Annotated in this window: 20 protein-coding genes; 8 read left to right on the top strand and 12 right to left on the bottom strand. The window is 60.9% G+C overall.

What is annotated here, in order from left to right:
- Positions 1–276 precede the first annotated feature (276 nt).
- The 7 genes from Q0239_RS07490 to Q0239_RS07465 form a co-directional block, all read right to left on the bottom strand.
- Positions 277–2,016: a phospholipase D-like domain-containing protein gene (locus Q0239_RS07490; protein ID WP_006022640.1), complete on the bottom strand. Its 1,740-nt coding sequence runs from the start codon at positions 2,014–2,016 to the stop codon at positions 277–279.
- On the bottom strand, positions 2,013–5,456 hold the full coding sequence (locus tag Q0239_RS07485; RefSeq protein WP_006022639.1) for a DEAD/DEAH box helicase: 3,444 nt from the start codon (positions 5,454–5,456) through the stop codon (positions 2,013–2,015). Before Q0239_RS07485 ends, Q0239_RS07490 begins: the two co-directional genes overlap by 4 nt.
- 234 nt (positions 5,457–5,690) lie before the next feature.
- Positions 5,691–5,819: a hypothetical protein gene (locus Q0239_RS18185; protein ID WP_367276075.1), complete on the bottom strand. Its 129-nt coding sequence runs from the start codon at positions 5,817–5,819 to the stop codon at positions 5,691–5,693.
- Between the two features lie 348 nt (positions 5,820–6,167).
- Complete coding sequence (locus tag Q0239_RS07480) at positions 6,168–6,644, bottom strand: DNA polymerase IV (RefSeq protein WP_006022637.1); 477 nt, start codon at positions 6,642–6,644, stop codon at positions 6,168–6,170.
- Between the two features lie 110 nt (positions 6,645–6,754).
- On the bottom strand, positions 6,755–7,480 hold the full coding sequence (locus tag Q0239_RS07475; protein ID WP_006022636.1) for an SOS response-associated peptidase: 726 nt from the start codon (positions 7,478–7,480) through the stop codon (positions 6,755–6,757).
- Positions 7,481–7,483: 3 nt separating this feature from the next.
- Complete coding sequence (locus tag Q0239_RS07470) at positions 7,484–7,933, bottom strand: hypothetical protein (RefSeq protein WP_006022635.1); 450 nt, start codon at positions 7,931–7,933, stop codon at positions 7,484–7,486.
- Positions 7,934–7,979: 46 nt separating this feature from the next.
- Positions 7,980–8,375 carry a hypothetical protein gene (locus tag Q0239_RS07465; RefSeq protein ID WP_024337238.1) on the bottom strand — a complete coding sequence of 132 codons (396 nt, stop codon included), beginning with the start codon at positions 8,373–8,375 and terminating at the stop codon, positions 7,980–7,982.
- Positions 8,376–8,505: 130 nt separating this feature from the next.
- Between Q0239_RS07465 and Q0239_RS07460 the strand changes: the two genes are divergently transcribed.
- From Q0239_RS07460 to Q0239_RS07450, 3 genes are all read left to right on the top strand, one after another.
- Positions 8,506–9,453, top strand: a complete 948-nt coding sequence (locus Q0239_RS07460; RefSeq protein WP_298600625.1) for a Ku protein — start codon at positions 8,506–8,508, stop codon at positions 9,451–9,453.
- Between the two features lie 320 nt (positions 9,454–9,773).
- Positions 9,774–10,244, top strand: coding sequence for an NUDIX domain-containing protein (locus Q0239_RS07455; protein WP_006022632.1), 471 nt, complete (start codon positions 9,774–9,776; stop codon positions 10,242–10,244).
- Positions 10,241–10,705, top strand: a complete 465-nt coding sequence (locus tag Q0239_RS07450; RefSeq protein WP_006022631.1) for a metallophosphoesterase family protein — start codon at positions 10,241–10,243, stop codon at positions 10,703–10,705. The genes Q0239_RS07455 and Q0239_RS07450 overlap by 4 nt, the downstream gene beginning before the upstream one ends.
- A gap of 52 nt (positions 10,706–10,757) precedes the next feature.
- On the opposite strand, the gene ligD (Q0239_RS07445) is transcribed toward Q0239_RS07450, so the two are convergent.
- Positions 10,758–11,705 carry a non-homologous end-joining DNA ligase gene (gene ligD, locus Q0239_RS07445; protein WP_006022630.1) on the bottom strand — a complete coding sequence of 316 codons (948 nt, stop codon included), beginning with the start codon at positions 11,703–11,705 and terminating at the stop codon, positions 10,758–10,760.
- A gap of 138 nt (positions 11,706–11,843) precedes the next feature.
- On the opposite strand from ligD (Q0239_RS07445), the gene Q0239_RS07440 reads away from it, so the two are divergent.
- Positions 11,844–12,446: a hypothetical protein gene (locus Q0239_RS07440; protein WP_006022629.1), complete on the top strand. Its 603-nt coding sequence runs from the start codon at positions 11,844–11,846 to the stop codon at positions 12,444–12,446.
- Between the two features lie 95 nt (positions 12,447–12,541).
- On the opposite strand, the gene Q0239_RS07435 is transcribed toward Q0239_RS07440, so the two are convergent.
- The 3 genes from Q0239_RS07435 to ligD (Q0239_RS07425) form a co-directional block, all read right to left on the bottom strand.
- Complete coding sequence (locus Q0239_RS07435) at positions 12,542–12,745, bottom strand: hypothetical protein (RefSeq protein WP_006022628.1); 204 nt, start codon at positions 12,743–12,745, stop codon at positions 12,542–12,544.
- A 189-nt stretch (positions 12,746–12,934) separates the two neighbouring features.
- A complete protein-coding gene (locus Q0239_RS07430; RefSeq protein ID WP_006022627.1) occupies positions 12,935–13,099 on the bottom strand; it encodes a hypothetical protein in 165 nt (54 codons plus the stop codon).
- Positions 13,099–14,019, bottom strand: coding sequence for a non-homologous end-joining DNA ligase (gene ligD, locus Q0239_RS07425; RefSeq protein WP_006022626.1), 921 nt, complete (start codon positions 14,017–14,019; stop codon positions 13,099–13,101). The genes Q0239_RS07430 and ligD (Q0239_RS07425) overlap by 1 nt, the downstream gene beginning before the upstream one ends.
- 104 nt (positions 14,020–14,123) lie before the next feature.
- On the opposite strand from ligD (Q0239_RS07425), the gene Q0239_RS07420 reads away from it, so the two are divergent.
- Positions 14,124–14,312: a DUF3606 domain-containing protein gene (locus tag Q0239_RS07420; protein WP_006022625.1), complete on the top strand. Its 189-nt coding sequence runs from the start codon at positions 14,124–14,126 to the stop codon at positions 14,310–14,312.
- A gap of 25 nt (positions 14,313–14,337) precedes the next feature.
- Here Q0239_RS07420 and Q0239_RS07415 read toward each other — a convergent pair whose 3' ends face one another.
- Entirely contained in the window at positions 14,338–14,616 is a 279-nt protein-coding gene (locus Q0239_RS07415) for a hypothetical protein (protein WP_006022624.1), read from the bottom strand.
- A gap of 571 nt (positions 14,617–15,187) precedes the next feature.
- On the opposite strand from Q0239_RS07415, the gene Q0239_RS07410 reads away from it, so the two are divergent.
- From Q0239_RS07410 to Q0239_RS07400, 3 genes are all read left to right on the top strand, one after another.
- Positions 15,188–16,150 carry a zincin-like metallopeptidase domain-containing protein gene (locus Q0239_RS07410; protein WP_024337240.1) on the top strand — a complete coding sequence of 321 codons (963 nt, stop codon included), beginning with the start codon at positions 15,188–15,190 and terminating at the stop codon, positions 16,148–16,150.
- A 97-nt stretch (positions 16,151–16,247) separates the two neighbouring features.
- Positions 16,248–18,362, top strand: a complete 2,115-nt coding sequence (locus tag Q0239_RS07405) for a ParB/RepB/Spo0J family partition protein (RefSeq protein ID WP_006018709.1) — start codon at positions 16,248–16,250, stop codon at positions 18,360–18,362.
- A 228-nt stretch (positions 18,363–18,590) separates the two neighbouring features.
- The coding region (locus tag Q0239_RS07400) for a strawberry notch-like NTP hydrolase domain-containing protein (protein ID WP_298600645.1) at positions 18,591–21,660 on the top strand (3,070 nt) is incomplete at its 3' end.

Genomic DNA, 21,660 nt, shown 5'->3' with positions numbered 1-21,660 from the left:
GGGCTGCCCACCCGGCTAAGCACTGCAAACGGGTTGCGTTATGACGGCGTGGCTTTCACGACGGCAGATTTTTGGGGGTCATACCGATCTTCGTCGTAGTCTGTAGGAAAATCGGCGAGCTCGGTCTGCTTTGTATTTATCAGGCGTTTTGGCTGCGCCTGATGATAGATGGCGAAAGGTTCTCTTTCCACCTTGAACAAAGAACTCAGCAATTTCAGCGCAATTGGCGCGCAGCGCGTTGACAATTTGGACGCAGCCCAAAATACGTGTCAGATACTAATCGTCGAGTTGACTCTCGAACTTCATTAGGAGGAACTCGGCTATGCCAGGCCCTTCCAAATGGAGGCCGATCTCGTCGAGAGGATTATCCGGTGAACCCGACTGAGAGCCCCAATTCATCGTGCTCACCACGACGTGATCTCTGTCCCACAAAAGAAACTTTGCATGGACTTGCGGATCCTCCACGGCGATCAGATCGACTACACCATGTAGCCGTTCGCGGTGGGCCTTGACGTGCCGCCGTTTGATCGGCCCGGTCTGGCGCGAGTAGTAAACACGGACGTCGTCGAGTCGGCGTCCTGCGATTTCGGCGGGGTTAAAGATCGCCGGCACCATGGGAGCTCCGACCTTGTTGGTACAGCAGACAAATCGCTCTTCGGCTTCGTGAGCAACCCTCCGAATCAATCGCTCATGATCGTCAGCCTGGAGAATGCTCATCCGAACTGGAATACTCCCTCCAGCATCGGCGCTAGATGTTAAGGCGCTCCGCGAGCGCCTTAAATCCGATGCTATGAATTGGAGCGTCTCAATCGAACGGCTGGCGCTTGAAAGAGGTGACACGATAGAACGCAAAAGATCCAGGCCCGCCGCGGCCGCGCGGTTCTCTGTCAGCTCGACAGACACCTCCAAGGCAGAAAAGGGCGACGACAGCCAATTGGAGGAGCCGAGCACGACGACAGCGCCGCCGTGGCCGTCATCCGCGGCAAGGCATTTCACATGGCTTCGAACAGAATCGCGCTGCGTGAACACAAAGCCACGCGCGCGACGGACCGACGAGAGCCGCATATTGAGCTCCTGCATCGCGATCGCGTTCTTTCTGTCGGTGTCTAGCGCAGTACCGTAGAACAAGTGGCAGCGCACGCCACGCTGCGCAGCCTGTTCAAGAGCTTTTCGAATGCGTTCATGTTGCTCCGTGTATTTTTCGCCGTGAGGCGTCACAAAAGTCGAAAGTACGAAAACGTCTTCCTCGGCCTGACCCACGATGCGTTCGAAGCATTCGAGATGCTGTTCGCCGCCGACGATCAATTGATCGGTGCCAATCATCGTATCGACGGTCACTGACCGGCTTGGCTGCGGATCGCTAGCTTCCGGCAGAATACCAGTCCTGATTGTTGCTTGAAGAGCGCCGATCAAGTCCTGGCTGGCCCCCTCAGGGAGCAATCCGTTCTTGACGTCGTTCAGTTCGATCGCGAGATATTTTCTTTCGAGAACGGAGTTGATCGTTTGAACGCCGCGCAGCCATTCGCCGGGACGGAGCATGCCGGCGACGAGCTGCGTTACGCGGACCGCCATTGTGTCATCGGTCTCATCTGGGCCCGGAGGAAAGTTGACCTTGTGATCTGTATGGGTCATCCGATAGAGTGGAGCGGTCTCGACGTCGCGGTTGCGAAAGACCGAGTGTCCGACCTTCTCCAGCACTAGACTGATGTGAATCTCCCGATCTTCAGTTCGCTCCGGCAAGGCGCCACCCAACCGGATGAAGTCTTGACCGACGCCGCTTGTCGCCAATTGAGGGACAGGAGCCAGGCGAAGCTCGACCAGGCCGAACTGCATCAACCGCGCGATGGTCGAGCCCGCGACCTGGCTTGGAATCCCGAGCGACGTTGCCACCTCTTCGATCGTTTCTGGGGTGCGATCGAGCGCGAGCAGGATCATTTCTTCGATTGGACTCCATCCCCATGTGCGTTGAACGATGGCGCGCGCGCGATAGTGCCAAGCGGGAAGGTAGATTTTCACGCCGGAAGCCTCCCGTTCTCGTCGATCGCGACGATGGATGCGCCTTTCACCTTAATGCTAGGAGCATCCTTCCTGACGAGCTCGTAATCGGTCCCGGCGAGGGTCGCGAGCTCCTTCAGCATCTTTCGTAGGAATTCAAGATCGTCCTTTTTTGCATCCGGATCGATTCCTTCGACCACTTCGCGAATGAAGCGCTGGCTTGTGGCAAGAATCAGCTTTTGCTTGGCGCGGCTGAGCAGCACATTCATGCGCTGTGGGCTTTTGACGAATCCGAGCGCGCGCGATCCCACCATGACATTGTTGCGCGTAAGGCTGGCGGCCACGACATCGGCTTCGCCACCTTGGAAGCTATCGCTGGTAAAGACGAACTCACCATTACTGCGCGGGCTCGCGAAGCCGAACAAGGTCTTGTCTTTCCTGACTTGGCCGCGCAGTAAGCGCTTGAACCATCTCACCTGCGCCGCGTAGGGCGAGATGATCACGAGGGTCGGTCGGCGGCCGTCCGCGCCAACTATCGGCCGCAACCCTTTCAAGGCCGCTATCAAGGCCTGCGCCTCAAGCTCGTTGCGGAATGATCGCTCCACTTTGTGTTCGAAATGTCGCCGTTTTGACATGCTGAGGGGCGGAAAATCGAGAAGAACGATTGGAGAGGTGAGGTACGCGACCGTGGACGTGACCGTTAGCGTGCGACGCTTGACGCGGTCGGAGGGAGCGAGCTTTCTGTCATAAAAAGTATTCGAGACGAGATCGCCGATGGCGGGGTGCATGCGGCTCTGTTCCAGCAGCGTGTTGACGATCGTGCTCGGACGCCCCGTGTCCTTTTCGCGCTCAATTTCGCGCTCAGCTATTGATCGAAACGGTTCTTCAAGACGCGCCGCTGTTGCGAGAGCCTCCCTCATCAGATGTTCGCTCGACTTAACTGTATCAAGCGCCTCAGTAACTTCCGGCGGTAGATCGGAGATGGTTTCAAGCCGCTCCTTCGCGTCCCGCAGCAGATCAACTGCGCGCTCGGGATCGTAGAATTGTTGCCGCTGGGCGGCATCGAATGGAGAGAGTTGGTTGTGATCGCCAACCATGATTCTTCTGTTGCCCAGCAATAGCGCGCCGATCAGTTCCGCACCGTTGGCGCGGGCCGCTTCTTCGACGATGACCCAGTCGAATTGATCGCCATCGGCAATCATCTCCTCGATGATGTGCGACGATGTCGTGGCAAGCGTGACATCGGAAGAGCGCAGCAGCAGATTGTCGGTATCGCGAAATACGCGTTCCGCAACCGTCGCTTCCGACGCATCAACGGGCCGGAGCGCCTGCTTGATTTGATAGCGTTGGTTGACCATCATGCTTTCAGCGGCGTGGTCGACCGTCGAAACGGACCTAAGAAGATCAACGGAGCTCGCACGCAAGGAGCTGACTTCATCGGTCGATCGTGTCCGCTCGACACGAACGACGATCTTCGTGCCGCTCGCCAGTGTCGCCTTGAGTTCGTCCTCCATTTGAATCAAGGTCTCGTGGTTTTGCGCCGACACTAGAAGCCTTGCGTCCGGTGTTTTGTCCAGAATGCTTTTGACAAGATTCGAAATTAGGAACGTCTTGCCGACGCCAGGAGGGCCAACAACGACATTGATGGACTTGCCTGATACGATTGCGTCCCATGCCACCTTTTTCGAACCGTCCATCTCGTCCGGCGGCACCGCATTCGGGGTCGCAATATCACGTAATACTTCGTCCAGCGCGACCTGCGCCGGATCGTCAATCGCTCTCAAGAGTTCAATATTCGTCCGGGCCGCCACAATATTTTGAAGGCGGCGGCGAATTGCGCGTTCAAATCCACCATCTCTTCGAGGACGAAGAAAAAGAAGCTGCCCCGGTACAACAGCTTCGCTTGTCGCGAACGTGAACGGTAGGCGGCCGTCGACGACACCGCCCGTTCCCTCATAACTGAGTTCCGGAAATCGCTCCCGATCGCCGGCGAGCGCGTCGCTGCGTGAAAGAGTCCAATTTGGTTTGCCGTCGTCGTACTTCAATTCGCGCGCCAAGGCGTCGTATGCCGGGCGCAGTCCCATCAGCTTGCGTCGCATGTCCCGGTCGGGATCTTCGCGGGAGGCGATCCAGGCCAAATCTGAATCCCCGCCGGACGGCGGGTGAAGCACTTCGACGGGATAGATTCGGAATTGCTCCCGCAGCCAAGTAAAGGCTTCGAGAAGAATGAGGGCGTACCAAGTGGGAATCTCTTCGACTGATCGGCTCACTCCTGTTGTGACACTCGCGTCAATCCACGGTTTGGCGCCAGGGCCAAGCCTGCGTACTCGCTCTTCGGCGCTTCTCCGAGTTCGCGCAAGATGAATCCGGTGGCGAACCTCGACGGCATCATAGATGTAGTCGTCAGGCCGCCTCTTGTTGGCGTTCTCGATCATGCCGACATAGTCATCGATGACTTTCACGCCATACGCGGCAAGGTCGGTGACGATACGCACGAAGGCCTCATCTACGACAACAGTGCGTACCGTTGGTCCGCTGAGATCCTCTTCGACAAAACGGAGGACCGCATCCCTATCGTCAGCCGGGATGGTGCCCGATGTAAGCGATGCAAGGTCGCTTTGGGTAACCTGGGTGGAAGGGTAGAGAATTAGCTCGCCTTCGCCGCTTGACCCCGACCGGTCAAGATCGGCCACGACCTCGGCGATCTCGTTTAGCACGATACTTCCGTCGAAAAGCTGGTAGCGTGGCGGATCGGCAAGACGATTAAGCATGCGTCGCTCGATCGACAGCAGGGAAGGACCGCCGCCGTCCTCGGTCAGGCCGAGGATCCGCGACGCTGCCTGCCCAAGATCACTCCAGTCCCGGCGAAACGAGACGGTGCCGGAGGGCCGCAGCAGATGTCCCGCGCCGCCCACATCGCCGTCGGCAATGTGTACGCACGCTTCGTAGCCGCCGAGTCGGAAATCCTCTTTTTCATCGCTATGCGAAAAGATCGTATGTTCGCTGACAGCGCCGTGCACGATGCCCGCATCATGACAAAGTGCAAGTCCTTCAGCTACGCGCAAGATATTGCGCCAAAACATCTTGCGGCCGGTCGTCGTAAGCAGCCGGCCTTCTCGCGCTCGAACCCTGTGCAATGACCCGCAGATCGGACTGCCAGGATCAACCATTAAGATACCGATCTCTTCCTGGTCCTCGACGATCTCAAGAACCTCGACCAATAACTGGCGCGCACGGCGTGACGACAGAACACGCCGGACACGCCTGAGGCCGTGCGTGATGAGCCGCTTCAGGTCCTCGTCCAGCGGGGTTCCGGTCTTCTTGAACAGACGAAGAAGATAGTCCTCGCCGTCGGCGATGCCGGTGGCAAAACGAAGTTGAGAATTCCAACCTTCGGTGCCGCTCGAAAACGCGGTATCAGCAAACTTGAATCGTGCGTCGAGCGTCGCTTTGCCTTGCATGGTAGCTCGCGCCATAGCGCCGTAATCCATCCTTGAAACAGTACAAATGCGGTGATTCGTATATGATAGCGCAGTATATGCTTTGGGTCAGAGTTATCGACTGCAAAGCGATATTTTGCGCGTTTTCCCAAGCATGCTCTGTGTAAATTGGGGGAGTGGATGGCACCTATTGCAAGCAGCAACGAGATGCGGTTGGACCCGCCAAATCAAGCCAGCATGAGAGGCAATTGATCATCATCGAGCCCTGACCCAACAAACCCCCAAAACAGAAAAACCGATAAACCGGATCGGCCTCTTTGGCGGCATAAGTTGCGCTAATAGTTCAAGAGCCAGGCTAGAGAGATCGTCCGCGGTGTCGTTCATGCGTACGGACGTGCTGCGAGTGATCAGCTCGAAATCTGAAAAGGATCGCCGTTTGGCCTCGCGCGCCCGTCGCCTCGCAGTGTTGCCGGACCTTGTCGACCAGTGGGCGCAGTTCGATGGTCAGCGCTTCGTGGTCTGCCAAGTCCCGCGAAACGTGCTTTCGGCGCCGACGGACCTTCGGATTCGGTTGGCACGGACAGGACGCTCGTCAATCCCCCGCGAGATCCAGTAATAATACGCCCCAGCTTTCCCAAAATTGGCGTTCATGAACTCGAGCGACTGATTGCGCATATTCATGCCGGTGAAGATGCCAAGGCCATGCATCTTCGCACTGGTCGCCGGTCCGATTCAATGGAATTTGCCGACTGGGAGATCCTGAACGAAGCTCGGCCTCATCTTTGGCGTGATCACGAACTGTCCGTTGGGCTTCCGTTGGTCGGACGCAAGTTTTGCCAGGAACTTATTGTAAGAGATGCCGGCAGACGCGGTCAGGCCTGTCTCGCTCAGGATCTTGACTCTAATCAAGGTCGCGATCTCTGTCGCGATTGGGAGGCCTTGGATGTTCTCGGTGACATCTAGGTAGGCCTCATCTAACGACAGGGGCTCAATGACGTCAGAATGCTCCGCGAAGATTGTCCGGACGTGTCGAGAGACCTCCTTGTAGACTTCGAAGCGCGGCGGCTTTACGAAAATTAGCTCTTTGCATTGCCGTTTGGCTGTCACTGACGGCAATGCCGACCTAACTCCAAACTTTCGCGCCTCATAGCTCGCTGCAGCTACGACACCGCGCTCTTTCGATCCCGCCCACAGCGACTGGCTTGCCACGCAAGTCCGGATTGTCCCGCTGCTCCACTGATGCGTAGAAGATGTCTATATCGACAGAATGATCTTGCGCTGATGCGGTGCTGGCCCCGTTTGGTAGTCGGTCTCGTCCGTCACGTCGTCGGCCCTATTGGGTCTTCCTTGACGCCGCGAGCGACGACCCGGAGGCTTCCGTCCGGAAGCGGCCTTTGCAATTTCAGTACTTCGTCCGCAGGGGCCGTCATCCAGGTCTCGACTTCATCTGGCGTTGTCAGGATCACCGGCATCGCCTTGGGGTGGATGGCGCCGACCTCGGCGTTGGGCTCCGTCGTGAGGAACGCGTAGAGGTCGTTGGTCGTCTCGCCTTCCTTGACCTTCCGGACGGACGTCCAGTTGGTCCAGATACCGGCGAAGCAGGCGAGGGGACGTGTCTCATCGAGCGCGAACCAGATATCACCGCCCTCGGCCTTGTTGAACTCGCTGAACGAGTTGAACGGCACCACGCAGCGATTTTCAGTCCCCAGCCATCGCGTCCAGTGCTTGCTCTTCACATTGCGGATGTTGGTCGTGCCGCCGTCCGGCTCCATTCGCAGCAATTCCTTGAAATCCACTGCCTTGCCCTTGGCCTGCAGCTTCTCGGCTCGCTTCTTCGTGGCGTCCATCAGCGCCTTTGATGACGACGGCATTCCCCATCGCGCCGTAGCGAGCTCGCGGCCCTCCACTCCGTTGCGCACGATCGGTGCCTTGTAGTCGGGAAAATCCCCCGGCATCGGCGCCAGATTTCCAACGTATCGGTTGACAACGCGGAACAGCGCGTTGATCGCGGCTTGATTGGTCGTGATCGAATAAAGATTGCACATCGGTCAGGATTCGGCTCGAGGGTGGCGCGGCTGCCAGGTCAACTGTAGCAGAGTCGCGGATGGACGCCGGCCGGCCTTGGCACATTTGCGACAGCGCAGCCGGCTGGCGAGATCGTGCACGAAGGTGGTCGGCGGGTGCTTCATCGCGGCCAGGTCGACATCGCTCGGCGTCTTGCAGCGCGCGCACCTGATCTCCAGCCAGGGGAAGCCTCCATTTACGGCCTGATCGATGGTCGGCGACGGATCGATCGGTTCGCCGTCACTCCACATCCGCTCGTTCCAGCTTTCGCAAAGCAGCCTGTCGGCTTGCTGGATCATCGCCCCGCCTTTGGCCCGCATCTCCGCCGATTGGGTCGCCAGCATGCTGGCCATCGCGCGTGCCTTGCCGAGCTCTTTCGCCAGAGCCTTGCGATCGCCGCCCGACAAGGGCGTAGGGTGATACTTCGGGGCCATCCAGACATCCAGGCGCAAAGAGATCGGATCGGCAAATCCAGAGCGGCTACGGCGTCTCGAACGCTGGCCAGCACCCGTCTTCTTCATGCCTGCCGGTGCGCTGCCGGCAGGTATTGTCGAGCAGCCGCTGCGCGACGTCCTTCCAGAGCGCGTTGGCGCCATACAGTCGAACGGCATCAGCGGTCTGGATTTCCACGGTCCGCTCGCAGCGGCGGCAGGAGACGCGCAGCACGTGACGCTGAATCTCGGAAAGACGTCGCTGCCGCATCTGAGCCCCGGTCGTGCCGGCGCGTGCGTCTTTCAGGACCGATTCCCAATATTCGGCCGGGAGGGGGGCATCTGGACCCGCAGCGGGCGGCGCTCGTCTGCGGTCGGCTTCAGCGGCCAATTTTTCCATCTGTTTCGGGGTCGGCATGCGCCAGCTCGCGGGTCGGTCGGTCATGCCCGAATTAGAACATAACAAGAACAAATGTCGAGTCCGGCCAGGCAGGCCGATGAGAAAAATCCCGCTGTGGGGCGGGTCGCGATGTCGGAACCAAGCCCGGTCGTTCGTCTTTAATCCGGCATCAGTAATGGAGTTCCCCGCGATGGCCCCCCGCGCCAACTGGAAAGGCTTCCTGCGTCTTTCCCTCGTCACCTGTCCGGTTGCGCTCTATCCGGCCACGTCGGAATCCGAAAAGGTCTCGTTCAACCAGCTGAATCGAAAGACCGGCCATCGGATCAAGTACGCTAAGGTGGATGCCGATACCGGCGAGGAGGTCGACAACGAGGACATCGTCAAAGGCTACAAGGTCGACACGGACACCTTCATCGAGGTGACGAAGGAGGAGCTAGAGAACGTCGCACTGGAATCAACGCGAACGATCGAAATCGACGAGTTCGTCGACCGCAGCGAGATCGATCCGCGATATCTCATTCGCCCCTACTATCTGCGTCCCGACGGTAAAGTCGGGCACGATGCTTTCGCCGTTATTCGGGAAACCATCCGCGAGATGAACAAGGTCGCGATCGGCCGTGTGGTGCTGACCAATCGCGAGCACATCATCGCGCTGGAGCCGTTGGACAAGGGCCTGATGGGAACGCTACTGCGCTATCCTTACGAAGTCCGTTCAGCTGATGAGTATTTCGACGACATTCAGGATGTCAAAGTCACCAAGGACATGCTTGATCTCGCCAAGCACATCGTCAATCAGAAGGCGGGCCATTTCGAGCCGGACAAGTTCGAAGACCAATACGAAACCGCCCTCATCGAACTGATCAATCAGAAGCGCGCCGGCAAACCCATCACCGCGAAAGCGCGTCCCCGCGGCGAGAACGTGGTGGACCTGATCGACGCGCTGCGAAAGAGCATCGGAAGAGAGGGCGCCTCAGCGACAGAGGCACCCAAGAAATCAGGAAAAAAGCCGCGCAAGGCGGCGGCCGGGCAGAAGGAAATGCTGATGCCGATCGCAGGCAAGAAGCCGGCGAAGGAGGCCGCGGCGAAAAAGCCGGCGGCCAAGCCGCAGCGGAAGTCGGCTTAGGTGTCGTGAAGCATCCGGTGACGCCGGACGGCACTCCTTCGTCGTCCGTGGCAGGCTCTGGCGAATGGCAAATCCGTCTCAACGAGGTCACGCGAGATCATCTCGTCGCCGTCTAATGGCGACCCGGCGGGTAGGTGCGTGCGCCAGGAAGGCGGCCGAGCGCGAGGCCGAAGTAACGGTGCATAGGACCGCGGACGAAGCTAAGCAGGCGCTTGGCGAACGCGGTCCCGTATGGCGGGACGACGGCTCGCCGGCTCTCGATTGCTCTGCAAAGTAGGAGCCATATGGCTGCGGTGAAAAAGACTTCCAGGAGATCGACCTTGAGCGCGGGCATTCTCGCATACCGCAAGGGAGGAGCTCGGGGGCTCGAGGTTCTGCTCGTTCATCCCGGCGGTCCGTTCTGGCGTGAGAAGGATGATGGCGCCTGGTCCATTCCAAAGGGCGAAATCGATGCCAATGATGTTCCGGAGAACGTTGCTCAACGAGAATTTGCCGAAGAACTCGGCCCGAGCGCTTCGATTGGTCCACTCCAGGCGCTGGGGGAGGTCCGACAGCGAGGAGGCAAGCGCGTCATCGCATTCGGCGGCGAGGGACACTTTGATCCGGCAGCACTGACCAGCAATACCTTCGATGTCGAATGGCCGCCTCGAAGCGGTCGACGGCAGAGCTTTCCCGAAGTCGACCGCGCGGAATGGTTTGATATCGAGTTAGCGCGGACCAAGATGCTGTCCGCTCAGGTAGAGTTTCTCGATCGTCTTTTGGCGATCTCGGCTGAGAGCGTCGGGAAATGATGTTCAGGATTGGAGTCATTTCGGACACGCACGGCCTGTTGAGGTCCGAGGCGGAGCGAGGCCTGACGGGCGTCGATCACATCATTCATGCCGGCGACATGGGACGCCCCGAGATCGTCGACGCGCTTCGCCGGATCGCACCCGTCACGGCCGTTCGTGGAAACGTGGACAGTGGCAAGTGGGCTCGCGACTACCCCGACACGAAACTCGTCCGTCTGGCAGGTAAGTCGATCTACGTTCTGCACGACCTGAAGACGCTGAAGACCGATCTCGGCGCCGGCTTCGACGTCATCGTCTCCGGGCATTCCCACGTACCGAAGATCGACACGGTCGGTGGCATTCTCTACCTGAATCCCGGCAGCGCGGGACCTCGGCGTTTCAAGCTGCCGATCACGTTTGCGACGCTCGAACTCACGCCTGACGGCATGCGACCGGAAATCCACGACCTTGGAGGCGAGTGAGTGTCGGCGGAGAGTGCATCAATCCTTTTTGCCGGCTTTCGCCGAAGGGAAGCTACTTGCGCGGACGTTCTCGCTCACGCACGACATCCTTCGCCCGCTTGTCGGACCTGAGCCCGAGGTAGACGGGCTGGCGCAGTTCGCCCTTGCTCGTCCACTGCGCAAATTTGACCTCGGCGACCAACGAGGGCTTGACCCAGGTCGTGGCGGCCTCGTCCTTCACTTTGGCAGGGAAGGGTGATTTCGGGATCGTCAGCTTCACGAGCTTGGCGTGGAGGTCTTCCAGGACCTTGTGGCTGAAGCCAGTGCCAACATGTCCGATATAGCGCCATGTGTCGTCTTCCCGCACGGCGAGGACCAGGGCGCCGAAGTATGGTCTTGTACGCCTCGGCGCCGTGAAGCCCGCGATCACCACTTCCTGCCGCTTTGCTGTCTTGATCTTCAGCCAATCCGCCGTCCGGCTTCCGGACGCATACGCGCTGTCGGCGCGCTTCGCCATGACGCCTTCCAGACCCTTCCGCTCGGCCTCGGCGAAGAATTTCATGCCGTTCGCTTTGCGGTGATGGCTGAAGGCGATCAACTTGTCGCGCGGCAGTATTGCCTTCAACCGCTTCTTCCGCTCGAGGAGGGGGTGGTTGCGCAAGTCCGCTGCGTTCTCAAACATGAGATCGAAGGCGCAGTACAGCAGCTTCGCCTCATGGCGCAGCGCGTTTTGAAGCAACTGGAAATGTGAGACGCCATCCTTACCGATCGCGACAAGCTCACCATCGATCACGGCGTCGCCCTTCACGCCCTCCAGCGCTTTGGCGACCTCAATATAGCTGCGGCTGATTATCTTGCCGTTGCGGCTGTAGAGCGCAACTTTGCCCCGCCGGATTTCCGCGATCATCCGGAAGCCGTCGTACTTGTCCTCGAAAACCCAGCTGGGGTCGTCGAACGGCGCCTCGGTAAGCGTAGCAAGCATCGGCTGCAGGCGCTTGGGCAGGGTCGACATCCGGCTCATTCAAGGCCAATCCTTAAGAGCGCGTTGCGAAATGCATGGACGTCCTTCAAGGATTGGGGAACGCTTCGGGGCCGCGTCGTGTTCCGCAGGCATGGTGGCGTGCGAGACGTTGACGATCGACGAGGGCGGATCAGACCGATGGCCAGAAAACTGAAGACCTATCAGACCTCGCTGGGCTTCTTCGATCTGGCGATCGCCGCTCCCTCCATGAAAGCGGCCCTCGAAGCCTGGGGCGCTGACAGCAATCTCTTCCACCAGGGCGCGGCGAAGGAAAGCGACGATCCGGACGTCATCGAGGCGACTATGGCTGCGCCGGGCATCGTTCTGAAGAGACCCGTCGGCTCCAACGGGCCATTCAGGGAGCATGCCGAGCTACCTACCGACCTTGCCAGCGGCAGCTCAAAGAAGACAGGCCGCCGTCAACCGCGGAAGCCTTCTAAGCGGGCCCACGACGATGCGGCCGACCGGAAGGCTGCACTTGCTTTAGAGAAGGAGCAGATGCAACGGGAGCGCGAACGTGCCAAGGAGGAGGCCGTCCGGCAGAAGGAGCGTGAGCGACGGCAGCACGCCGTCGACAAGGCGCAAAGTGCCTTGGACGCGGCCCGTCGCAAGCACGAAGAAAAGGCCGCTGACATTCAACAACAGCTCGAAGTTCTTGAGGAAAGCGCGCGGGACGAGGAAGCGCGTTGGGAAAAGGAGAAGGCCCGGTTGGAAGTCGCGTTACGACGCGCGCGAGGCTAGGTCTCAAAGTGCGACCATCTCGTGTCTTAGCGTTGACGCCTGATTTGCCGCCGAGACCGGAAATTGCCAGACTCTAAACTGCCAAGTCGCGAGCCTTAGCAGTTGCGCTCTTCCCGCAAGATGCGCTCCAGATCATCCTCGAAGATATTTTGCGTTGCTTCAAAGAGAGCCAGGAGCTTCAGAGCTTCTGCGATGTTTGCGCCACCCTTGCGGACCATCCGTTGCTGCCTTTCGACGATCTGACGTCCTTTGGCAACATGGTGACGGGCAAGGATGACACGTTCGGAATAATGAGACATTGGTGGCTCCTGCTGCAGGCGGGAGCGCGATTGGTCTCTCAGTCACCGGTGCCCGCGGGCAGAGTGCCTTTGCCGGTGATGACCAGATCATACTCCGTTTCGCGAATTCGGACACTGTCCAATTCAAGCAGGTCAATCTTGAATGGTGGGTCTCGAGCGGGCGCGCTCAGACTGGGCGCTCGCTGGTAACTATCGGTCGGAAACCGCCCGCCCTGCGGCCTCATTGACCTTTGCGCGGTCCCGCCTGTCCTCCGGAGACAGCTCCATAACCGCTCGATGGAGCTCCGCAGGGATCGTCAGCGGACTATCGAGCGGCTTTTCCGCCCACTCCCAGAAGCGGTCAAAGGCATCCATTACAGATCCTCCCGAAGCCCCCTGAAGAAGGGATGACGGACTTTTCCCTCCGCTGATTTTGCACGGTACTCTATCTCGGCCAGCAGCTTGGGCTCGACCCAGATTCCTTTGTGCGCAATCCGCTTTGCATAAGGCTGCGTCTTGCGGATCAGCGGCTTCAGACGCTTCTGAAGGTCGGCGGCTGATGCCTTGTCGAATCCATGGTCCACCTTCCCGGCGTATATTAGATCGTCGCCCTTACGCCGGCCGACGTAGATGCCGTCCCACTTCGTTCCATCGAGCGCGAAACCCGCAATAGTCAGGGTCTCACGCTGCACGCAGGTCTTCTTGACCCAGTCATTCGTGCGTCCGGCCGGATAGGCGCCGTCCCGGACCTTCGAGACGACACCTTCGAGGCCAAGCTTGCAGGCGTGCGCAAACATCTCGCGGCCGTCTATCGCGAAGCTTTCGCTGAACTGGATGTCGGTGCCGGTCAGGATCTTCTTGAGTTCGGCCTTGCGCTGAAAAAGCGGTAGCTTCCGGATATCTCGGCCGTTCAGATAGAGCAGATCGAACGCCACGAGCACGATGCTCCTCGACTTACCCTTGAGCTCGTTCTGCAGGACCGAGAAGTCGGTCGTGCCATCGGCAGCTGGCACCACGATCTCGCCGTCCACCACCGCAGAGTTCGCCTTGATCCGCCAGGCGTCATGAGCGACCTTCTTGAAGCGGTGCGTCCAATCGTGGCCGCGCCGGGTGGAGATCTTCGCCGTCTCGTTGGCCAGATGGACCTGAACACGGTAGCCGTCGAACTTGATTTCGTGGATCCAGCGCTCTCCCGACGGCACTTTCTCTGTCGAGGATGCCAGGGCCGGTTCGATGAAGGCGGGGAAAGGCGCCTTGACGCCGATAGCCGCCGGCTTGTTACGCTGAAACGCCACTGAAGAACTCCACGCTACAGCCGATTCAAATTGGCACAGTTCGAATCGTTCCGGAACCTGCGAATCCCTGTCGCGTTGCTTCGATGTCCCAACAGGAGGCACCGATGGCGGCAGCGAAGAAGAGCAAAACGGCGCGCGGACGAAAGCAGGACCGGGCGCGGGTGGCAGGCGGGCAGGACTACGAAGTGCAGTACGAGGCGAAGAAGACCGGAAAGTCGGCGCCGGCGGTGAAAAAGGCCGTCAAAAAGGTCGGCAACGCGCGCAAGCGGGTGGAGAAACGGCTAGGCCGCTGAGTAGCAGACGGGTCGGCGTCGGTGCTTAGCGCGGGTCCTCCTCGTCAGGGGGGCATTCTGGGCAGGTATCGCCAATCGAGTCGAGCACGTCGTGAAGCGCGGCCTCCGCGGCTTGACGGGAGACGTCTGCTGGCGGGTCTCGACGGGCAATATCGAAGGCTCGCTCTCGTGCATGCGGATCGGCGCGGTCCTGCATCCAACCATGCTCTTCGCATTCGCGGATGGCGCCCGCTTCCTGGAGCACGTGGATCGCCCAACCCTGCAGTGTCCGTATCGCCGGCCTTCGCTCACTGGTCATCAGCATTGAATAACTCCGAATACACGAATCTAGTGGTCCGCCGTTTGTTCCGGCTGCTAACACAAGGCTGGGATTCTCAGTCAGCAGAGGACAAGGTTTTCGCCCGTTCTGAGACCACTGTGAAATTGCCAGGCTGTTCTCGCAGGATTGCCAGCATCACTTTCGCTCAAGTCTTTTAGTGGTTGTGCGCGTGCGGCCAGGGCCGCACCGGGCTCTCGTGAACCGAGCCGCGCCGCGTCTCGGCCTGCGGCTTCGATCCCTCGCGCCAGAGCTTTGGTGCTCCTCGCCGGGGGCACTCGGAAAAGGGGCTCGCCTGCGGCGATCGTTATCACTGCCCCGTTCCCGGGTGCCCTTTTAACCGGTCTCGTCGCTGCACTCGGTCCCGCGTGCCGCCTTCGGCGTCGCTATGCTCACGCTCCTGCGGGTGCCATTTCTCTTGGGGCGATGCGCCCCTGGCGCACGCCGGATCAGGCCTGCGGCCTAAGGCAAGAAGCTGAGAGTAAGAGTGCAGGCTGGTTTTCCGTGACGGGTTACAATCTGCGAGAGAGGCTCGCGGTGCCCGTCGCGGAGACCCGCGATGTCAAACCCTAATGCTTGCGCGCGCGCCGGCCAGGACCGGGCGAACCTCTACAACGAAATCACCGACAAGATCATCGCCGAGCTTGAGGCCGGACGCGTCCCCTGGGTTCAGCCCTGGGGTACTGCCGCGGCGAAAGCGCCGCTGGCCATGCCGAAAAATGCGTCGACCAACCGGCAATACAGTGGTGTGAACATCCTCATCCTCTGGGGAGTCGTGATCGAACGCGGATTTACCGGTCAAAGTTGGCTCACTTTCCGCCAGGCACTCTCTCTTGGCGGCCACGTTCGCAAGGGAGAGCGCGGGACTACCGTCGTCTACGCGGATCGTTTCGTGCCGAATGATGAAAAGCGCCGCGCCGCCGAGACCGGCGAAGACGCGCAGGCGATCCCGTTCCTCAAGCGATTTACCGTTTTCAACACCGATCAGTGCGAGCAACTGCCCGACGACATTGCCACCGCTGCGCCGCCGCCGCCGGCCGGCCTCATCGAACCGACGGTCGATGCCCTGATCACGGCCAGCGGAATTCCATTTCGGATCGGTGGAGATCGCGCATTCTATGCAACAGCCGAAGACTATGTTCAGGTCCCGCCGCCGCAGGCCTATTTCGAACCCATCAACTGGCACCGTACGGCCTTGCATGAACTCGGTCATGCGACTGGGCACCCGTCGCGTCTCAATCGCGACCAGAGCGGATCCTACGGTACCAAGAAATATGCCTTCGAAGAGCTGGTCGCCGAATTGAGTTCCGCGTTCAGCTGCGCGTCGCTAGGGATCGTCCCCACCGTGCGCCATGCCGACTATATCGGCTCCTGGCTCGAAGTCCTGCGTGAAGACAATCGCGCCATCGTGCGGGCCGCCTCGCAGGCGAGCAAGGCCGCGGACTATTTGCTCGGTTTCGTTCCCGGGTCCATTGAGCCCGCATCGCTGGATTCGGCTGTCGCCGATCACGAGACGGCGTGATGCCTGGCCTCGCGCGAGAGTGAGAGGAGGGGAGGCTGTTCGCGACGGGTTGGAAGCCGAGAGAGAGTCTCACGGCCACCCGTCGTGGAGAGCCAAAATGACGAAAGCCGTACAAAAGATCACGCTGTCCCCTTCTCGGGACATTCCCTTCAACAAGCTCGTGCTCGGCCAGTCGAACGTTCGCCGCGTCAAGGCCGGTGTCTCGATCGAGCAGCTAGCCGAGAGCATCGCGCAGCGTACGCTTCTGCAAGGTCTGAGTGTCCGGGCCGTCGTCGATGCAGATGGCAACGAGACCGGCATGTTCGAGGTGCCAGCGGGCGGCAGGCGCTATCGCGCTCTCGAGCTCCTGGTAAAACAGAAGCGGATGTCAAAGACGCAGGCGGTGCCGTGCGTTGTGCGTGAAGGGGGCATCGCCGAGGACGATTCGGTGGCGGAGAACGATGAGCGGGTCGGCCTGCATCCGCTTGATCAGTTTAGGGCCTTCCAGACACTCCGCGATCTCGGCATGAGCGAGGAAGACATTGCCGCGCGTCATTTCGTGAACCCTGCAATCGTCAAGCAGCGCCTGCGCCTGGCGTCGGTCTCGCCAAAGCTGCATGAGGTCTATGCCGAAGACGGCATGACCCTCGAGCAGCTCATGGCGTTCTCGGTCACGGCCGATCACGCCCGCCAGGAGCAAGTCTGGGAGAATGTCAGCCGCTCCGGTTATGACGAGCCATACCAGATCCGCCGGCTGCTCACGGAGAACACCGTGCGCGGTTCCGATCCCCGGGCCCAATTTGTGGGCCTCGATGCCTATCAGAGCGCGGGTGGCGGCGTTCTGCGGGATCTGTTCGAGCACGACGACGGCGGCTGGCTTCAGGACGTCGTCTTGCTCGACCGCCTCGTAACCGAGAAGCTCAAGGCCGAAGCTGAGACGATTGCTGCCGAAGGCTGGAAGTGGATCTCGGTCGCCGTAGATTTCCCCTACGGTCACACTCAAGGCCTACGACAAATCGAAGGCAAGCCCGTCGATCTCTCGCCTGAGGAGCAGGCCACCATCGATGCGCTGAACGCCGAGCAAGCCAAGCTGGAAGTCGACTACCGGGATGCCGACGAGTTGCCCGACGAGGTCGATCAGCGTCTCGGCGAAATCGAGTCGGCCCTGGCTGCATTCGAAGACCGGCCGATGCTTTACGAACCGGCGGAGATCGCCCGAGCTGGTGTCTTCATCAGCATCGACTCCGAAGGACGCCTCGCCGTGGACCGGGGTTACGTCCGGCCGGAGGACGAGGTGCCGGCAACTGATCCTGATGTCGGGCAGGGCGCCGATGCGTCGTCGACCGAAGGTCTTGAAGTGGGCCCTTCCGTCCAGCGCACGGTCATCGCGGTCGCAGGCGGCGCTGCTGATGCCGAGGAGGATGATGAGGACGCGACCAAACCTTTGCCGGATCGTCTCATCATCGAGTTGACGGCGCATCGTACACTGACATTGCGTGATGCGTTGGCGGGAAATCCAGCGGTCGCGTTCCAGGCAGTTCTGCATAACTTCGTGCTGACGGCCTTTTACCGGTTCGCATCGTCCGGGAGCTGTCTTGAGATCAGCCTTCGCACGCCGAACTTTCCCGCCCAAGCTCCGGGGCTGAGGGAAAGCGTCTCGGCCAAAGCAGTCGAGGCGCGACATGAGGTCTGGAAGGCACGGTTGCCAAAGAGCGAGAACGATCTCTGGGATGCGCTGACGGCTCTCGATGGTGGTGCACAGGCGTCGCTGTTCGCCCACTGTGCGTCGTTTGCGGTCAACGCCGTCCATGAGCCAGCCAATCGCTACAATCAGGGTCGCGTCTCCGCCCATGGCGTTCGCACGCGTCTCGACCAGGCCGATGTGCTGGCGCGCGCGGTCGGGCTCGACATGGTGCAGGCCGGCTGGCGACCGACCGTCGACAACTATCTCGGCCGGGTTACCAAGCCGCGTATTCTGGATGCCGTGCGGCAGGCCAAGGGCGAGTCGTCGGCGCAACTGATCGACCATCTGAAGAAGGCCGACATGGCCAAGGAGGCTGAACGACTTCTGGATGGCTCGGGTTGGTTGCCGGAGCCGTTGCGTCTCCTCGATCCCGATGCGGCGTCAGAGCAGGAGAGCGAGGCGGGCCGGCTGCCCGAATTCCTCGCCGACGAGGAGGATCAGGAGACCGCCGCCGACGAAGATCCGCAACATCTCGACGCGGCTGAGTGATCATCACAGAGCGGGGCGGCTTTGGCCGTCCCGCGGTTGCTTGGGGACCGGTGTGTAGCGCTGGTCCCCATTCTTATTGGGAACGGCGGAGAGTGAGAGTCGGGCCGGGAAGGGTTTGAGCCGTCGGGGGCAAAGGAGAGCGCCTGATGGTTCGACCCATTCCTGCTCTCCGAAAGAATTCCTGCCATGACCGAATCTCTTGCCGGCGGCATCGCCACGCCGCTCTCCATGCGTGCCGCTGCAAATCTCACCTCTGCCGCTGTCAGGGCCGCGCGACAGGTCCTGACCGAGCTCGAACGCGGCCGTCGCATCGATGCCGCTGTTCTGCGTAGCGCCATGGAGTCTGCCTTTGGCGCCTCGGACACGGCCGGCGTTTGGAATTGGAAGACCGCCTATGACGTCTGCGAGGCGGCAGCCGTTCTGTTCCTTCGCAAGTTCGGCCCCGCGATGCGTGCCAAGGCTGGGTCGACGGCAGCAATGCTGCCGATGCTCACGAAGATCGCTAGCTGTCTGCCGACCCACACGCGGCGTTCCGAGGACAGCCAGGCGCTTCAGCAATTCTCGACGCCGATCCCGCTTGGGCTGGCCGCATGCGCCGCGGCTGGCATTACGCCGGCCGATCGCGTTCTTGAGCCTTCTGCTGGGACCGGTTTGCTCGCCGTCTTTGCCGAGCTCGCCGGCGGCGTTCTGGTCTTGAACGAGTTGGCCGAGGCCCGCGCGGCGCTGCTCGATCATCTCTTCGCAGGCGTTAAGGTCTCGCGGTTCGATGCTGCACAGATCGACGACCACCTCGACGCGAGTGTCGTGCCGAGCGTCGTTCTGATGAACCCGCCGTTCTCGGCATTGACGAACGTAGACCGACGGATGACGGATGCGGCTCTCCGTCACATCGCTTCAGCGCTCGCGCGTCTTGGCGACGGTGGACGCCTTGTCGCCATCACTGGCGCCAGCTTCGCACCGGATAACCCGGCATGGCGAGAAGCCTTTGTGCGGCTCCAGGAACGCGGGCAGGTAGCGTTTTCTGCGGCGATCGACGGCGCCATCTACGCGAAGCACGGAACACAAATCGACACACGGCTGCTTGTGATCGACAAGCTGCCCGCTGCCGATCCGACGGCTTTTCCGGCTTCGCCAGGCATGGCGGCCGACGTCGCTACCTTGCTCGACTTGGTGAACCAGCATGTGCCTCCAAGGCTGCCCGTCGCCATATCACCGGAGATCGTCGCTATCGAGCGGCCGGCTATGTCGCGATCGCTGGGCGCCGTTGCACCACGCTCATCGTCTTCTTCGAGAGACGCCGCGCCAGAAGGCGTCGAACTTACATACGAAACGGTCGAATGGTCGCCGCCGGAAGGCACCCGGCTCACCGATGCCCTTTACGAGGAATACGGATTGCAATCGATCCGTATTCCCGGATCGTGCGCACACCCGACCAAGCTCGTGCAGTCCGCGGCGATGGCGTCCGTTGCGTCACCGAAACCATCCTATCGTCCGCACCTGCCTTCGAGTCTGGTGGCAGATGGAGTTCTGTCGGACGCCCAACTTGAGAGCGTCATCTATGCCGGCGAGGCGCATTCTGAGTTTCTCGTGGGCTCCTGGACGGTCGATGCGACCTTTGATGTTATCGCCGCCGCGCGCGATGACGCAGAGAATGCCGTCCGCTTTCGCCGCGGCTGGTTCTTGGGCGATGGCACCGGCGCGGGCAAGGGCCGGCAGGTCGCCGGGATTCTGCTCGACAACTGGCTCAAGGGCCGCCGACGTGCCGTCTGGGTCAGCAAATCCGACAAGCTGATCGAGGACGCGCAGCGCGATTGGTCCGCGCTCGGGATGGAGCGCCTGCTCGTTACGCCCTTGTCCCGGTTTCGCCAGGGCACCCGGATCCGGCTTGCGGAAGGCGTCCTATTTACCACCTACGCCACGCTACGGACCGACGAGCGTGGCGAGAAGCTTTCGCGCGTCAGGCAGATCGTCGAATGGTTGGGCTCGGACTTCGACGGAGTGATCGTCTTCGACGAGAGCCACGCCATGCAGAATGCGATCGGGGGCAAGGGCGAGCGTGGTGACCAAGCGGCCTCTCAGCAGGGGCGCGCGGGCTTGAGGCTCCAGCACGCGCTGCCGAATGCCCGCGTGGTCTATGTGTCGGCGACGGGCGCAACCACGGTCCACAATCTCGCTTATGCCCAACGCCTCGGCCTTTGGGGCGGCGCCGACTTTCCGTTCGCCACCCGTGCCGAGTTCGTCGAAGCGATCGAGGAGGGTGGGGTCGCGGCCATGGAGGTGCTGGCGCGCGACCTCAAGGCGCTCGGCCTCTACGCAGCCCGCTCGCTCTCTTACGAGGGCGTCGAGTACGAGCTTGTTGAGCACCAACTGACGCCGGAGCAGGTCCGCATTTACGACGCCTATGCCGGTGCGTTCAGCGTCATCCATAATAACCTGGACGCGGCGATGCGGGCCGCCAACATCACCGGCGCAACGGGAACGCTGAACGGGCAGGCCAAATCTGCGGCACGCTCCGCCTTCGAAAGCGCGAAGCAGCGCTTCTTCGGTCACCTCCTGACCTCGATGAAGACCCCGTCACTGATCCGTGCGATCGAGAACGATCTTGAGGCTGGGCACGCCGCGGTCATCCAGATCGTGTCGACGGGCGAAGCGCTGATGGAGCGCCGGCTCGCGGAGATTCCAACTGAAGAATGGGGCGACGTCCAGGTCGACATCACCCCGCGCGAGTATGTCCTCGACTACCTCGCCCACTCCTTCCCGGTCCAGCTCTACGAACCCTTCACCGACTCGGAAGGTAACCTCTGCTCCCGGCCTGTCTATCGCGACGGCCAGCCGGTCGAGAGCCGGGAAGCCGTCGCACGCCGTGACCGCCTCATCGAGAAGCTTGCCTCGCTGCCGCCGGTACCTGGGGCACTGGATCAGGTCATCCAGCGCTTCGGCACCGAACTGGTCGCCGAGGTGACGGGCCGCTCGCGCCGCGTCATCCGCAAGGGCGACCGGCTGGTGGTCGAAAACCGCGCAGGCTCGGCCAATCTCGCCGAGACCTCGGCCTTCATGGATGACGTCAAGCGCATCCTCGTGTTCTCCGACGCCGGCGGCACGGGGCGGAGTTACCATGCCGAACTGTCGGCGCGGAATCGCCGGTTGCGCGTCCATTACCTGCTCGAGCCCGGCTGGAAGGCCGACGCCGCGATCCAAGGCCTTGGCCGCACCAACCGGACCAACCAGGCGCAGCCGCCGCTGTTTCGTCCGATTGCGACAGACGTGAAGGCCGAGAAGCGCTTTCTCAGCACCATTG

This window comes from uncultured Sphingorhabdus sp. (assembly GCF_937872355.1).
GTDB lineage: Bacteria > Pseudomonadota > Alphaproteobacteria > Sphingomonadales > Sphingomonadaceae > Sphingorhabdus_B.
This window is presented reverse-complemented; position numbering and strand designations above follow the sequence as displayed.